Genomic DNA, 14,034 nt, shown 5'->3' with positions numbered 1-14,034 from the left:
GACCCTCCCCGACACCTCCAAAAAATGACCCAAAATGACCGATTGTGGGGGATTTTGTGGGTACCCTAAATAAAAATCATTCATAATCCTGCTCAATTGTGAGCAATGACTCGGCCGAGAATTTCCTGCAGTGTTCGGGGAATGCTACGCGACCTTCGAATTTCGAGAACCCGTGGGGAGGGGCTTTTTCGTCGGTGGTCGCTTGACGATCGATTCGAGCGCTTCGCGCTTCGCTTCCATTCGAATGTGGCTATAGTGCTTGAGCATGTTCTTCGAGACATGACCGGCGATGTCCATGATGGTCTGGTCTCCTGCTCCGCTTTCGGCCAGATCGGTGATCATGGTGTGTCGATGATCATGCCAGCGTCCCTTAACCTTGGCGTTTTTGCGCACGTTGTTCCATGCAGTCTTCAGAGTCGTGACCGGTCTTGTAGGATCGTTCGGACGCGGCTTCCCGAAAGGGAACACATACCAGTCCGGCTGGATTGCTGAAAATCTCTCCTGGTACCACTCCGCATATTCGCTCATCGTTTCCGAAAGAGCGGAGTTCAGGGACAGCAACACGGCATCACTGGCCTCCTGCGTTCCGGGCACGGAGACAAGCACATCGTGAGCTGGGCTGCTCCTTAGGATCATCGCGAACTCGGCGGGTAGCGAGTAACCTGCATAGGTCCATGGGCCTGCCAGGCTAGCAGCGCGAAACCATCGTCCAGAGATCAAGACGTAGATCTGACCGTCGGGCTGATGAAGGAACACCTTGTTCTCTGTATTCGTCGCATAGCTGAGACCGGTGCCGGGAATCTTTGAGTAGACCGGTTTGCCCATGAAGGCGATCAGCTCGGCTGGCTTTTCCGTGAACAAAACCTGAGGAGCAACCTGACCGCTGGAGCTTGGCGGCACGGCCTTCAAAACGTCATCCCAGTTCTGGTGAGCAGGCAGTTTGCCTATGTCTGGTGGCAGCTTTACGGTTGCAGTCCATGGCCCATGCAGTGTGCAAAAACTGGAAAGGCAGAGAGTCAATAAATATTTGCAGGAAATATTTGCGGGGAAAAAGATCAAGTCGTAGAATTGGCGCGTTCCCAAAACATAACGCGCATCCGGGCTCCTAAATACCGCAAAGGCATCTTGGCAATCTCTATCTGAGGCCCAAATGAAACTCATGCGATGGCTTTCTACACTCTTCCTTTTGTTCGTGTCTTTCAATGTTGTTGCTCAGGTTCCACCCACGCAAAATTCTGTCACGCCGCAGAAGCTGCCGACTTTTTCCTTCACAAAAGACATGACCATCTACGTGAGCGATTTTGAGCTGGACGCTCAGAACGTTCAGGTAGATAAGGGTTCGGTAATAAATCAAGTGCGACCAGGGATTCTGGAAAGACCGTCGAAGAAAGAGCAACGCGACCCAGAGGCCCAGGCAAAAAAGCTGGTCGATACGATGTCTAAGAGCATCGTCAGTGATCTCCAAAAGGCTGGCTACAAGGCCCAAAGATTGGCAGAAGGTGATCCGAAGCCTGCGACGGGCGCGTGGGTACACGGAGTGTTTACCCAGGTGGATGAGGGGAGTCGCATTCATCGCGCGATGATTGGCTTTGGATCCGGTAAGGCGACAATGGAGCTATTTGTAACCCTGACCGATCTGGCAAGCCCCCAGAAACCGCTCTACGAAGCTTCTGAAGATGGCGCAAGCAAAACCAAACCCGGTGCCGTCATCACGCTGAATCCTTATGTAGCCGCAGCTAAGTTTGTCATGGAGAAGAATGCGCCGGAAAAAACGGTCAAAAGTACCGCCTCAGCAATTTCAAAGGAAGTGATACAGCATCTGCAATCGAATCCGATATCACCTGCGCTGCCAACCGCCGCAAACCAGCAATGATGCGCGCTCTGTTGCATTAACTGGGCAGCGGATACGCTTTTCGAACTCAGGTGCGTCGCGGCTGCACCCACCGGAAGATCGTCGAGGCGTCGACCTCAACTCCGCACTCTTGCATCACCATACACGTCCTAAAATAATGCAACAGACCCTTTAAACCTTAAGGGGGGGGAGGCGGCTGCGGTTCCGGAGCATGATAGCTAAGAGCTTGCGCGCGTCCCAGTAACGCGGAATATACCGCTTCGGTTCAGCCAGTGAGCGAAACAGCCAGCCCAGATAGAACTTGTCGGCCCAGACGGGGATGTGGACCTGGTCGCCGCTGAGGAACGCGATGGCTGCGCCAATGCAGTGGATAGCGGGCCGATAGGCCAGGTTGCGTTTGAGATAGAGACCCAGACGCTCCTGGGTTCCACCGCCAATCGTAACAATGACGTGCTCTGGCCGAAGACGGTTGAGTCGTTCGAGCAGAGCAGGATCGTCGATGAGAGCGTTCCCATACATCGGGGCCATGTAGACGTTGTCTTCAGGAATGACGATTCCCTGCCCCGCAAGCCAGTCGAGATTGCGTTTGGCGCTGACCGGGCTCGCCATGATCCAGAGAGCGTTACCGGGTTTGCGAACATCGGATTCCAGGAGAAGCTCGCGAAGATACTCGAGGCCGGAGAGGCGCCTGATGGGGATGGGTTGCAGGCGGTTCCAGATAAGTACCATGAAAGCGGAGTCGGTGATAGCGAGGTCGGCATTAAGCAGGGCGTCGCGATAGTCAGGGCTGCGATCGAGGTCCTTGAGCGCCGGAGCTGCGGGGACGACGAGGAGTCCGCCTTTGGTGCGCATGATGTCGATGGCTTCTTTTGCGGAGCCGTCGAAGAAGTCGATGCCGAGGATGCGATGGGTTTGGGAAGTTGCCGACATGAAGGGGTGTGTTTGGTTCTTATCTTATTCGAAGACGGGTGTTCTCCGTGTGGCGTATGCGCGGGTGGGCGACCACGAGGATGTCTCATCTGACACTCTCGGATGGAGTCACAAAAAACATACCCGTTGGACCTGCACGGTCTCTCACTGAGGAATACAGAGCTTATCACTTCCCAGTTGGCAGGAGGTTGGTTACTTTTTGGGGCGTGATTCTGGAGGGATCAGGCCGGCCACGCGGTAGTAGACCACGAGCTGGCCGTAGTGTTCGCCCGAGTGTTCGATGAAACCCCACGCCTGATCCGACATACGAACTTGTTGATCCTTGGAGAAGGGGTCCAACATCAGATCGCTCATACCCGAATCGCCCTTTTGCTTTATGAGCGCAGCGCCGTCTGCGAAGGATTTCTTCACGAAGGCAACCACTTCAGCCTTGCTTTTGTACTGATCCCGTTTCGGATCACCCTCAGGTACCTTCTTCCCGACGAGTGGGTTGATGAAAAAGTAGTTCGCGTTCGCTGCGTGCAGCAGCTGCTCCGCAAAACTTCGCTCGACAGGAACGGGCTTGAAATCATATTTGTCTTCAGGAAAATCTTCTGCCATCGCGGCTAACTTTCGCCCGATGTCGTTCCAGGCCTCCAACAATACCTGTGAGGGATTTGCCGGCGGTTTCGGCGTGAGTTTCTTCGCGTCATCCTGTGCATGCGCCTGAAGTGGGCTGACGATCAGGGCGAGAAATAGCGCTATTAGAGTCTTCTTCATTTACGAACCTCCAGCAGTTCTGTCACTGTAGTCCACCATCTTAGCCAAGAATACAAGGAGTTGCCCAGTGTGTGATTCGCGCAAGGGCGATGCTGGAAGTAAAGCGGCCCCTGGAGCAGAGTTGCCTGCGCGAGGGGCCGCTGGTTTTTTGCTGTAGACTCAACTACCGTGTGGCGGCTGCTAGGGGTTTACTGGACAGAATTTCATCTTCGATCCAGGCGTAGGTCTTGGCGAGGCCGTCGCGAAGCTTGATAGACGGCGCCCAGTTCATCTTTTCCTGGATGAGAGTGTTGTCGCTGTTGCGGCCGTTGACGCCTTTGGGAGCGCTGAGATTGTAGTTGCGCTTGAGCTTGATGCCGGCAATGTCTTCAGCGATATCGACGAGTTGGTTGATGGTGACGAGCTCGTCGGAGCCGAGGTTGAGAGGCTCGTGAATCTCGCTCTCAGCGATCATCTGCGTGCCCTTGGTGCAGTCGTCGATGTACATGAAGGAGCGAGTCTGCTTGCCATCGCCCCAGATCTCGATCTCGTGTTTGCCCGAGTGCTTGGCCTCGATAACCTTGCGGCAAACTGCAGCGGGAGCCTTTTCGCGGCCGCCAGTCCAGGTGCCTAGCGGGCCGTAGACGTTGTGGTAACGGGCAACGCGAGTCTGCAAACCATAGTCTTCTTCGAAGTGGCGGCACATGCGCTCGGAGAAGAGCTTCTCCCAGCCATAGCCGTCTTCGGGCAGCGCAGGATACGCGTCCTCTTCCTTGAGCGCGACGACGTCGGGGTTGGTCTGCTTTTCACCGTTGTATACGCAGGCGGAGGAGGAGTAGAAGAAGCGCTCAACTCCCTTTTCGCGTGCGGCTATCAGCATGTGAGTGTTGGTGAGGACCGAGAGCATGCAGAGGGCTTTGTTGTTTTCGATGAAGCCCATCCCGCCCATGTCGGCGGCAAGCTGGAAAACAACGTTGGTGCCGGCTGCAGCCGTAAGGCAGCTGTCCTTGTCTTTGAGGTCGAGAGAGAGACTTTCGACGCCTTTGGATACCTGATACCACTCATCGAGCGGCTTGATGTCGACCGCGCGTACAACGTCGACGCCATTGGCGATCAGGCTTTGAACGAGGTGGCCGCCGATAAATCCACCGGCACCACAGACGACTGCTTTCTGTCCTTTGAGCTTCATAGAGGGAGAGACTCCTTGGGTCATAAGTTAGAAGCTATTGAAGTAGTTCAGGTTATCCGGCGGAACACTCTGGCAGCGCATTTTCCGCTTTGCTTCCAAGTGCCAAGTATAGCTGGGAGGGGTAGCGGGTTGCCATGAGAAATAAATCCTAATGGGAGGGATTGACTTTTTCGAAGTTTCGGTTGGGAGATGCGACCTTTATCTACGCACAGTTGGGCTAAGTCGTTACGCGCTTCTTATTTTTGTCTCGTGTTTCGATTTCTCCGAAAAGAGTTTGCAGAGATGACTCGAATCTGATGTAGCATCGTCTCGCATTTGACACGATGTTTACGCACTTCTCGGAGGAACACCCGATGGGGGTCTCTCATGCAGTCGCCGCTCTCCTCATTGTTTCCACTTCTGTCCTAACGATGGCCCAGACCGGGGGGCTTACCTGTTCGAGCGACGATGGGGGATACCGGTACTGCCGCGCCGACACGCAAAACCAGGTTCAGCTGACACGGCAGATCTCGGGTTCACGATGCGATCTAGGCTACAGCTGGGGTTATGATCCGCGCGGCATCTGGGTGGACCGCGGATGTCGAGCGCAGTTCGTCTATGGCCGTGGGCGCTCGCGTGGCGAGGATAATGCCGGCGCCGCGATTGCGGGTGGGATTCTCGGTGCGCTGATTCTTGGAGCGGCGGTCGCTGCAGCCAAGGACAACGATAACGGTGGGGACCGTGAGCGGACGAACTACTACAACGACGGATATCGCATGGGACGACAGGACGCTGATAACGGACGGCGGGACTTTTACCAGTGGTGGAGCGAACGCTACCCGATGAAGTATGAGAGGGACTTCGCCGCTGGATACACGGATGGCTACAACAACAACGGTCGGCGGCCGCCGCGATAGAGCCAGGTTTTACGAGCACAAGCGCTGCAATCAGGGCGGCGGTAAATTTCGACCCATTGCAAGGACGGAGGACTTGACGCAATGAAGAGCTCGGCAGTTTTCGCATCGATGCAACGGATGGCTGGTTTGCTCGTGCTACTGTCATGCGCGTTGGTGGCGCAGGCACAGGAGACACCAGCATCCCCTGCTCCGCCTGCTATCCCCTCCACGTCCAAAGAGATTGAGGTTCCCACACGCAGTACGGTCGATATGCTGGCCGAGATCAAGAAGAGCGGCAAGCTCCGCGTGGGCATCTCAGAGATTGTTCCGTGGGCGATGCACGATAAAGACGGCAACCTGGTGGGATTCGAGATCGATGTGGCAAAAAAGCTCGCACGCGACATGGGAGTGCAGGTGGAGTTTCATCCGGATGAGTTTCGTTATTTGATTCCGGATCTCGAAGCGAATCGTTTCGACATTATAGTTGCTGGTTTTTCGATTGAGGCGCGGCGAGCACTGGTGGTGAACTTCAGCCAGCCTTACAATGTGACCGACGTGACCATTGCTACCAGCAAAAAGATGGGCAGCGATTTGAAGACGATGGAAGCCTTCAACAAAAAGGGCGTCACCATTGGAGTGGTGGAGGGGATGACGTCGGAGGATCTGGCAGCATTGGCGTTTCCGAAGGCTTCGATTCAGACCTACACGGAGGACAGCGCGCTGTTCAGCGATCTGGTCGCAGGCAAGCTTGCTGCGGCGGTTGCGGACAGTCCGCGGTTGGATATCCTGGCGAAGCTCTATCCTGATGCCGTAACGGTGCCGTCTGTGGCCCCGCTGGGAACGTTTCCCGCAGCCTTCGCCATGCGGCGCGGAGATATGGACTTCGTCAACTACCTCAACTCCTGGATCGCCGCGCGAAATGCGGATCAATGGATCGAGACGCGGCGGAAGTACTGGTTCAAGTCGACGGACTGGGCAAGCAGTCTGTGATCAAGCCTTCGTCAGCTCCTGGTGATCAGTAGTCGATGGAGCGGGTGCTGTGTTCGCCGGCTTGTGCAGCAGATCGATGACGGACTGATAGAGGCGGTTGCGCACATCGAAGCGGTCCCCAGCGCGAATAACATAGCGAACGACGATATCCACGCCGGAGGCCGCGGGGCGCATATCGACCGAGGGTGTGGCCTTGAACTGGCTAAGGCCGTTCTGACGCGTGGCGGTCTGCCACTCCTGTTCGGCGAGCTTGGCGTCGCGTTCGGTTTGCTTCAGTACGGTATTGTGAATGGCTTCGATGGTCTTGTAGGAGTCGACGCCGGGTGGAATGTTGACGGTGATCTCGTCCCACATCCATTGCCCGGTGGTCGAGAAGTTGAAGTATTGTCCCGAGATGGCAAAGTTGTTGATGAAGGTGACGCGGCGTCCAGTGGGATGGCCCTTGTCGGTCCAGTTGCCGGTTTCGAGCAGTGCGGTGCGGAAGAGGCCGATCTCGACGACCTCGCCGCCTACACCGTTTATCTCGACCCAGTCCCCGACCCGGATGCCATTTTTGCCCATAAGGATGAACCAGCCGAAGAAGGCGAGAATGAAGTCCTGAAAGACGACCGTGAGACCTGCGGCCCCAAGACCGAGGATGGTGGGGACCTGGCTGGGTGCGCCGAAGATAACGAGCAAGACCAAGAGGAGTGTGACGAGTTGGATGCCGAGGCCGATGATGGTGCGGAGTGTATGGAGGCGGCGCTGCTCCATGCGCGAGCGGTCGATAAGCTTACCGGCCAGAGTGGCGAGCAGAACTCCGCAGAGGATGAAGAAGGCGATAACAGAGAGTGACTGCAGAGCAAGGTGGGTGACGATGGAGTGCTGAAGCTCTACCTGCGCGAGCCATTTGCCGTAGACCGCCGAGAGCTGCTGCTGGGTCTGGAGCTGATCCTCCACGATGCTATGCATCTGCGAGAGGGCATGAGCCTGGGCCATACGGGCTACACGGCTCTTTACAGCGTCCTGCGGGGCGGCGATGTTGGGTTGGGCGCTCGATGCACTGACATTGGATGCATTGATGCTGGCTGCGGCCGCTGAGGCTTTCTTTTCGAACTCTGCATGCCTTGCGGTGAGCGTGGAGATGCCGGCATCGGTCTCGGCTTTGGCCTGGCGAATGAGATTCATGCGGCTGCGCTGATCGAACCAGGCGGCGACGCGACCGTAGAGCGTGCCATAACGACGCGCGGAGAGAACGGCGATCTGACCGCCGGTATTTCCCTGGGCCGCGTCGTACTTCTTCATCGCCGCTTCACGAGCGGTGAGCTCCTGCTGAATCTGGCCGCGCTGGTCGCCGCTTACCCTGGCAAGCTGTTCCGTAAGATCGGCGAGTTCATCGTTATCCAACTGGAGCTGAGCCTTGGCTACATCGAGGTCATCGGAGTCGGCAGTCGTGCCGTTGGGCTGTTTGAGAGAGGCGGTAAGACCCTCCACCTTGCCCAGGTCTTCTTTGACGAGCGACTGGACCTGGGCAACTTTTTCCTGGAGCACAAGTGCATCACCGGTGAGCGTGCGAGTCTGGAAGGCAGCTTGGCGAAGGGCGAGAGCAAAGGCCTGATCAACCTCGTGGTCAGCCAGCCGGGCCGCCTCGTGCGCGAAGGATTGCTCTTCGGAGGAGACGGCGAGGGGAGCGAGCGACTCGATAGTCTGCCACGGACGCTGGTCGACCAGATTTTGCCCGCCCGCAGAACTGCCGTTGGCTTTGAGGAAAGGCATGTGAACCATGGCGCCACGGGTCCACCACGCTGCCGCGAGGCAGAGGAGGAGGAGGGCGGCGGGAACTGCTATGGCGAGACGACGGAGTTCCTTCATTCTTTAACCCTACATGCTCCTTCAGTTAGCTCCAAAACCCCGTTAGGGCTATTGCGGATGTGGAATCTATGGCAGGAGGACATCTGTTGCAAATGCCAGAGTTATGACCTGCGTCTTCAGCCAAAAAGACGAGGCTGTCCGGCCCAGGTCGTAACCGGAATTTAACGAAAGTCGAATGGAAGGAGGAGTAGATTTCAGGATAATCCATACCCGGGGAGTTAATGTGACCAATCGACCAGAGGTTCCGTTTCATTGTGAAGTAGAGAATTCGACCGAAAACGGAGTCAAGGTTACGACAGTCCGGTGCCATGGCCGTTTGATTAACCAGACGGCTGGTGAGGTAAAAGATATCGTGAAGCCGTTGATACCCCAAGGCGGCACGATCGTGATCGACCTCGAGGACGTGACGTTTCTGGATAGCCTGGGGTTGGGAACGCTCGTAGGGTTGAAGGTCTCGGCGATCAACGAAGGGTATTGCACCTTGAAGCTGCAGAATCTGTCGCCACGCATCCAGGAGCTGGTGAAGCTTACGAGTCTTACAAAGCTGTTCGCCACTTAGGTTGCAGTCGTGGGAGCCAGGCCAGTCAGCATGTAGGATTTAGGTCGTGCAGACTTCTGTTGCAAACGCCGGCATTGCTCCCGGACCTACCAGACGACCGCTCGTGCAAATGATCAGGAGACAGCCGCTGGCGGCAATTGGGCTCGCGCTGCTGATCGTCTTTGTGGCGTGCGCCGTCTTTGCTCCCTGGCTGGCGCCGTGGGATCCAGCCCAGTTGGATCTGACAGGACGACTGATGGGTCCGTCGTGGACGCATTGGTTTGGCACAGACGAACTGGGCCGGGACATCCTCTCGCGGACCTTGTTTGGAGCGAGAATCTCGTTGGTAGTAGCCGTAAGCGTAGTGGGGCTCTCGCTGGCGGTGGGGCTAGTGGCGGGCGGACTGGCTGGGTTCTATGGCGGGTGGACGGACACCGTCGTGAACATCTACGTGACCAACGCATTTCTGGCGTTGCCCGGGATTCTGCTGGCGATTGCGTTTGTAGCGTTCATGGGGCCGGGGTTGGGCAATGTGATTCTGGCGCTGGCGATCTCCGGTTGGGTGGGATACGCGCGACTGGTGCGGGCACAGGTCATGGCCGTGAAGGAGCGCGAGTTTGTCGAGGCAGCGCGTGCCCTTGGCGCTACGGATCTTCGCATCATGACACGGCATATTCTGCCCAACATCCTGCAGCCACTGATCGTGCAAGCTGCGATCGGGATGGCGGGGGCCGTACTGGCCGAGGCTACGCTGAGCTTTCTAGGGTTGGGTGTTCCGCCACCGGCAGCAAGCTGGGGATCGATGCTGAACGATGCGCGGTCGCACCTCTTCGACTCGCCGCACCTGGTATTCTTTCCGGCCATGGCGGTGATGCTCTGCGTGCTCTCGTTCAACTTCATCGGCGATGCCCTGCGGGACTATCTCGACCCTCGGACGCGGATGAGTGCAGGGTTGTAGGTTCATCGCGTTGTTGTAACGGTCCTTCCTGGAGCAGTGGATGGTCACGAGGCCGGCAGCTGTCACCGTAGTTGCGATATCTCTGCTGGCCGCGACCACCATTGCGCTTGTAACCGGAGTGACGCTGCTGTTTCCTGGTACTGGTCTCGACGCTCTCTGGCAGTTAAACGAAAGGGCCTATTCGGCTTTCACTGCACTGGGCACGGTGTCGGGTGCTTTCCTTGCGGTGCTGGGATGCGTCACTGCATCGGCAGGTATTGGGCTTCTTCGAAGACGGAGATGGGCATGATGGACGGCTTTGAGCATCTTCTTTGTCAGCAGTCTCGGAGATTTGTTTATGTTGGTATCCACAGGGGATTGGCTGAGAGGCGGGAGCGGAGTGTTGGTTGCAGGGGGATTCAGCTTTTTCCTGCTGCAACCGAACGTGAGGAGCTTCTTGTTTGAACGCGGATGAGTGCCGGCTGTACCCGTGCGACCGGGATCGATATCGGATATGCTTGGCCTTGGAACGGAAAGGCAATACCAATGCGTAAGAGTATCGTTTCACCGTCGACGGCAACAGCAACTCCCATCAGCGATCTATGGCGCGACCTGGAGCGGATTGCGCGGGTCGAGATCAGCTCCGAGGATGAGAAGTTTCCAATTGAACATGCGTTGGGCAGAAAGGCTACGACGGGTTGGAGAGCTGCGACGACCGGACCGCAGTTGATCCGCCTGCACTTTGACGAGCCGCTAACGATCAAGCGGCTTCAACTGCACTTTGTGGATAAGACGTCTGAGCGGTCGCAGGAGTTTGCCTTGTTTGCGGGCATGGGCACCGAGCTGAAAGAAATCGTGCGCCAGCAGTGGACATTCAGTCCGAATGGCTCGACCGAAGAGATTGAGGACTACTCAGAGAACCTGAGCGGGATCACTACGCTCGAGCTGCGGATCGATCCTGATCGAAGTCACGATCCGAAGTTGAGCCGGGAGTATGCCTCACTACAGAGTTTGAAGCTGGCATAAGACCGACCGCAGATCTGCACGGGAATTTACGGATTAAAAACGAGCAAAGGCAAAACGAATTTTAGTCACTATGTTGATTGGAGTGATCTCCGATACGCACGGGTTGATGCGGCCAGAGGCTCTGGCCGCATTGCGCGGCGTCGAGCATATCCTGCACGCCGGAGATGTGGGGGATATCGCGATTCTAGATGCCTTGCGCGAGATCGCTCCGGTGACGGCGATTCGCGGGAACGTCGACGTAGCGGGAGCCTGCGCGGAGCTGCCTGCTACCGATGTGGTGGAGCTAGGCGGGCAGTTGTTTTATCTGGTCCACTCAGTGAACGATCTGGACATCAACCCAAAGGCCGCCGGCGTGGTGATGGTGGTAAGCGGCCACTCGCATAAAGCAAAGGTTGAAGCAAAGGATGGGGTGATCTACTTCAATCCCGGAAGCGCAGGGCCGCGAAGATTTTCGCTTCCGCTAACGGTAGGGTTTGTGACCGTGGAGGATGGCGTTGAGGCCAGTGTGACGGAGCTGGCGGTTGGGTGAGGAAATTGTTTTGCGCTTTTACGAGGCAGCGTTTGCACCACGCATTAGACGGAATATCTTCCGTTGTCTAAACCAAGCAACTGGGAATATAGCAAACAAAGCCACCCAAAAGCCGAAGCCCCAGAACGGGTAAGTCATTCCTTCCCTCTCCTCTACAGAGATAGCAAATCGCAAGCCGAACAATAAGAAGAGACAGAAACCACAAAGTAGAGTTCCTACAAGCATGCTCGGCCAGCGGAGACGTTTGTGACTGAACACAGCATCAAAGCCAGTACCTACGAACCACCAGAACGGCAGACAATAGAATGGGAATGACAGCGCGTTCCACTGCTCTGGCATAAACCCACTTGGCGTCCAGCCCATTGGCCAATGGCCGGAAAGTCTCGAAATTAGCAAGTCAACGGCAAACGCGGGCAGATTGACCGCTTCGATCAGATGAGCCTTTTTGGATAAGGTGCCCATTTTCAATGCAAAGGTCAGAAAATGCGAGCGAGAAATTACTTGCGTGAACTCGCCAAACTGCATCCGAACCACATTGGAACCATGTGCCTCCTGCTGAAGGCTCAAGTAGATGAGGGTTACGGGAACAGCTACAAGCACTATCCAAAGCCCAAGAGAAAAAAGAGGAAGAAGATAACTGAAAGAGGCGCGCGGGATCTTCACTACTGCAGCTTAGCGTAGATGCGACACATTCAACGACCAAATTTCACGAGCGTCTTAAGGACCCCTCAGCCCTTGCTCCGGTCGGTGAAACGGAAGAAGAGGGACTGTTCGGCGACGGGAGCGGCTAGCTCGTTGAGCGCGGCCATCTGGGAGTTCGACAGCGGCGTAAAGTCCTGGGCGATCTTTACGTTCTCCTCCAGCTGAGGGATGTTGTCGCAGCCGATAATGACGGTGCTGACCGGGTGCGAGAGCGTGAAGTTCATTGCATCCTTCATGGTCATCACCCCGGGGCGGTGGGCAATGGCAGAGCCCTCCCACGAGTGGCGCTGCGCATCAAGCGAGGGCGGCGTCCACGAAGCAAGAAGACGGCCACGCGAGGGAACCTTCATGCCGATGATGCCCATCTGCTTCTCGACCACCAGCGGAAGAAGCTTGTCGGTGAAGCTGTGGATGTGAGCGTCGGCGGCGTTCATAGCCATCAGGATGGTGTCGAAGTTGTGGCGATTGACCGCATCAATGAGCGCTTCAGGGCGGTAGTGGCCGGTGACGCCGAGGTAGCGAACGACCTTCTGGTCTTGCATCTCGAGCAGCGCTTCCATCGCACCACCCTTGGCGAAGATCGCGTCGACGTCCTCGGGAAGGCCGATGTCATGAAGCTGCCAGAGATCGACGTGATCGGTGTTGAGGAGCTGGAGCGACCTCTCGATCATCCGCAAGGAGCCGTCGCGGGTACGCTCCTTGGTCTTGGTGGCAAGGAAGGCTTCATTGCGCCGGGTCTTCATAACGCGGCCGACATACTGCTCGCTCCAGCGCTCGGGACCACCGTAGATGGAGGAGGTATCGATGTAGTTGACGCCGAGATCGAGGGCGCGCTCGATGATGGGGACTGCGACGTCAAAGTTGTCGTGCTTCTCCAGGGCAGCCTGCCCGCCAAGCGAGAAGATGCCTACCTTGTAGCCGGTCTTGCCGAGATTGCGAGTGGGCATCGCCGTACGAGTATTCGCATTGGCTGGAAGCTGTGGCAGAGTACGCGCGGTTTCGGCGGCGATGGCGCCCTTGGTGAGAAGGGCTGCGGCGGCAACGCCTCCGGTCTTGAGAAAGGTACGGCGGTCAGGAGTAGTGGGCAGATTCTTCTTCATCGCGGAGTCCTCATGTCGAGCCTTGTCATGGACAGTTTAGCCCCTTCCACGGAACGGCGTCGCCCCGGCTCGTTTCACACCTTTGACGAGTTCGTTAGTTGGTGTCGAAGTGGACGGAGTCAAGAATCTTCTGCATGCGATGGCGCACAGCATCTAACTCCCGTGGCGAGATGTCCTGCACCCCGCTGACATCCCCGCCGCAGAAGGTGTTGATGACGGCGTCGAAGCGATAGCACGCGTTGTTGCGCGCGGTCGTATAGATCTCGTCGCGGGATTCGGTGCAGATTCCGCCGTGCTCGTCGTAGCCATGGGTGAATGGTAGGCCCCCGATCTGTGCGCTGGAGACGGTATGAGGATCGCGCACGGTGGCCTGCGCGCTGCACTCCGCGGAGCTAAGGTGCGGTGTGACGCTGAAATAAAAGAAGGCTCCGCTGAAGGTCGAGTTGGGGTGCGGATTGAAGCTGATGCTGGCAACGGCGCGCAACTGGGTAGTGTGAGCGACGGACCGGGCATCGAGATTGAACGTGCTGACCTCAGAGTCTTTGCGGTTAAGCTCCCAGGCCGCCGGAACGATGAACGTAACTCCGTAGCGCGCATCGTGAAAGGGATGCGCGGGAGGCATGGTGGGCTCGACCGCAGGAGGCTTCGGACGAAGCATAGGCGGAACAGGCTCCGACCCGGAAGATTTGCTCTGCGCCGCCGAGGCGATGGCTGTAGCGGCGATGATCAGAACAGCAGTGGTGCAGCGAACGAGGGGGCTGGTTTTCATGCTTCCTT

16 protein-coding genes are annotated in these 14,034 nt (G+C 56.9%); 8 read left to right on the top strand and 8 right to left on the bottom strand.

The genetic code is table 11. The features are described 5' to 3' along the window. Positions 1-144 precede the first annotated feature (144 nt). A complete protein-coding gene (locus HDF10_RS04825) occupies positions 145-1,161 on the bottom strand; it encodes a site-specific integrase (RefSeq protein WP_183810950.1) in 1,017 nt (338 codons plus the stop codon). Here HDF10_RS04825 and HDF10_RS04820 point away from each other — a divergent pair. Next, a complete protein-coding gene (locus HDF10_RS04820; protein WP_183810948.1) occupies positions 1,151-1,873 on the top strand; it encodes a DUF4410 domain-containing protein in 723 nt (240 codons plus the stop codon). The genes HDF10_RS04825 and HDF10_RS04820 overlap by 11 nt on opposite strands. A gap of 150 nt (positions 1,874-2,023) precedes the next feature. Here the strand turns inward: HDF10_RS04820 and HDF10_RS04815 are convergent, their stop codons facing one another. The 3 genes from HDF10_RS04815 to HDF10_RS04805 form a co-directional block, all read right to left on the bottom strand. Next, complete coding sequence (locus HDF10_RS04815) at positions 2,024-2,782, bottom strand: WecB/TagA/CpsF family glycosyltransferase (protein ID WP_183810946.1); 759 nt, start codon at positions 2,780-2,782, stop codon at positions 2,024-2,026. A gap of 192 nt (positions 2,783-2,974) precedes the next feature. After that, positions 2,975-3,541, bottom strand: coding sequence for a DinB family protein (locus HDF10_RS04810; protein WP_183810944.1), 567 nt, complete (start codon positions 3,539-3,541; stop codon positions 2,975-2,977). 163 nt (positions 3,542-3,704) lie between these two features. Next, complete coding sequence (locus HDF10_RS04805; protein WP_183810942.1) at positions 3,705-4,709, bottom strand: NAD-dependent epimerase/dehydratase family protein; 1,005 nt, start codon at positions 4,707-4,709, stop codon at positions 3,705-3,707. A 353-nt stretch (positions 4,710-5,062) separates the two neighbouring features. Between HDF10_RS04805 and HDF10_RS04800 the strand changes: the two genes are divergently transcribed. Together HDF10_RS04800 and HDF10_RS04795 are read left to right on the top strand one after the other, a co-directional pair. Then, the gene (locus HDF10_RS04800; RefSeq protein WP_183810940.1) at positions 5,063-5,605 is read left to right on the top strand and encodes a DUF3011 domain-containing protein; all 543 of its coding nucleotides are present in this window, start codon (positions 5,063-5,065) and stop codon (positions 5,603-5,605) included. Between the two features lie 117 nt (positions 5,606-5,722). Continuing rightward, the gene (locus HDF10_RS04795) at positions 5,723-6,574 is read left to right on the top strand and encodes a transporter substrate-binding domain-containing protein (protein ID WP_183810938.1); all 852 of its coding nucleotides are present in this window, start codon (positions 5,723-5,725) and stop codon (positions 6,572-6,574) included. Here the strand turns inward: HDF10_RS04795 and HDF10_RS04790 are convergent, their stop codons facing one another. Next, entirely contained in the window at positions 6,575-8,425 is a 1,851-nt protein-coding gene (locus HDF10_RS04790; RefSeq protein ID WP_183810936.1) for a mechanosensitive ion channel family protein, read from the bottom strand. Between the two features lie 223 nt (positions 8,426-8,648). On the opposite strand from HDF10_RS04790, the gene HDF10_RS04785 reads away from it, so the two are divergent. From HDF10_RS04785 to HDF10_RS04765, 5 genes are all read left to right on the top strand, one after another. Then, positions 8,649-8,984 (top strand): STAS domain-containing protein, encoded by a 336-nt coding sequence (locus HDF10_RS04785; protein ID WP_183810934.1) that lies wholly within the window; start codon positions 8,649-8,651, stop codon positions 8,982-8,984. A 109-nt stretch (positions 8,985-9,093) separates the two neighbouring features. After that, a complete protein-coding gene (locus HDF10_RS04780) occupies positions 9,094-9,921 on the top strand; it encodes an ABC transporter permease (RefSeq protein ID WP_183810932.1) in 828 nt (275 codons plus the stop codon). A 40-nt stretch (positions 9,922-9,961) separates the two neighbouring features. Next, a complete protein-coding gene (locus HDF10_RS04775) occupies positions 9,962-10,210 on the top strand; it encodes a hypothetical protein (protein ID WP_183810930.1) in 249 nt (82 codons plus the stop codon). A 236-nt stretch (positions 10,211-10,446) separates the two neighbouring features. Further along, positions 10,447-10,926, top strand: coding sequence for a hypothetical protein (locus HDF10_RS04770; protein WP_183810928.1), 480 nt, complete (start codon positions 10,447-10,449; stop codon positions 10,924-10,926). Between the two features lie 70 nt (positions 10,927-10,996). Next, a complete protein-coding gene (locus HDF10_RS04765; protein ID WP_183810926.1) occupies positions 10,997-11,455 on the top strand; it encodes a metallophosphoesterase family protein in 459 nt (152 codons plus the stop codon). Positions 11,456-11,473: 18 nt separating this feature from the next. Here the strand turns inward: HDF10_RS04765 and HDF10_RS04760 are convergent, their stop codons facing one another. The 3 genes from HDF10_RS04760 to HDF10_RS04750 all read right to left on the bottom strand — a co-directional run bounded on the left by HDF10_RS04760 (position 11,474) and on the right by HDF10_RS04750 (position 14,026). Beyond that, complete coding sequence (locus HDF10_RS04760) at positions 11,474-12,118, bottom strand: hypothetical protein (RefSeq protein WP_183810925.1); 645 nt, start codon at positions 12,116-12,118, stop codon at positions 11,474-11,476. Positions 12,119-12,183: 65 nt separating this feature from the next. Then, complete coding sequence (locus HDF10_RS04755; protein WP_183810923.1) at positions 12,184-13,257, bottom strand: aldo/keto reductase; 1,074 nt, start codon at positions 13,255-13,257, stop codon at positions 12,184-12,186. A gap of 94 nt (positions 13,258-13,351) precedes the next feature. After that, the gene (locus HDF10_RS04750) at positions 13,352-14,026 is read right to left on the bottom strand and encodes a hypothetical protein (protein WP_183810921.1); all 675 of its coding nucleotides are present in this window, start codon (positions 14,024-14,026) and stop codon (positions 13,352-13,354) included. Positions 14,027-14,034 lie beyond the last annotated feature (8 nt).

Origin of the sequence: Tunturiibacter empetritectus (assembly GCF_014201375.1) — a bacterium.
Lineage (GTDB): Bacteria > Acidobacteriota > Terriglobia > Terriglobales > Acidobacteriaceae > Edaphobacter > Edaphobacter lichenicola_D.
This window is presented reverse-complemented; position numbering and strand designations above follow the sequence as displayed.

Coding starts and splice junctions, on each gene's coding strand:
- HDF10_RS04820 (WP_183810948.1), top strand. CDS start 1,151: ATGAAACTCATGCGATGGCTTTCTACACTCTTCCTTTTGTTCGTGTCT.
- HDF10_RS04825 (WP_183810950.1), bottom strand. CDS start 1,161: ATGAGTTTCATTTGGGCCTCAGATAGAGATTGCCAAGATGCCTTTGCG.
- HDF10_RS04815 (WP_183810946.1), bottom strand. CDS start 2,782: ATGTCGGCAACTTCCCAAACCCATCGCATCCTCGGCATCGACTTCTTC.
- HDF10_RS04810 (WP_183810944.1), bottom strand. CDS start 3,541: ATGAAGAAGACTCTAATAGCGCTATTTCTCGCCCTGATCGTCAGCCCA.
- HDF10_RS04805 (WP_183810942.1), bottom strand. CDS start 4,709: ATGAAGCTCAAAGGACAGAAAGCAGTCGTCTGTGGTGCCGGTGGATTT.
- HDF10_RS04800 (WP_183810940.1), top strand. CDS start 5,063: ATGGGGGTCTCTCATGCAGTCGCCGCTCTCCTCATTGTTTCCACTTCT.
- HDF10_RS04795 (WP_183810938.1), top strand. CDS start 5,723: ATGGCTGGTTTGCTCGTGCTACTGTCATGCGCGTTGGTGGCGCAGGCA.
- HDF10_RS04790 (WP_183810936.1), bottom strand. CDS start 8,425: ATGAAGGAACTCCGTCGTCTCGCCATAGCAGTTCCCGCCGCCCTCCTC.
- HDF10_RS04780 (WP_183810932.1), top strand. CDS start 9,094: ATGATCAGGAGACAGCCGCTGGCGGCAATTGGGCTCGCGCTGCTGATC.
- HDF10_RS04775 (WP_183810930.1), top strand. CDS start 9,962: ATGGTCACGAGGCCGGCAGCTGTCACCGTAGTTGCGATATCTCTGCTG.
- HDF10_RS04770 (WP_183810928.1), top strand. CDS start 10,447: ATGCGTAAGAGTATCGTTTCACCGTCGACGGCAACAGCAACTCCCATC.
- HDF10_RS04765 (WP_183810926.1), top strand. CDS start 10,997: ATGTTGATTGGAGTGATCTCCGATACGCACGGGTTGATGCGGCCAGAG.
- HDF10_RS04755 (WP_183810923.1), bottom strand. CDS start 13,257: ATGAAGAAGAATCTGCCCACTACTCCTGACCGCCGTACCTTTCTCAAG.
- HDF10_RS04750 (WP_183810921.1), bottom strand. CDS start 14,026: ATGAAAACCAGCCCCCTCGTTCGCTGCACCACTGCTGTTCTGATCATC.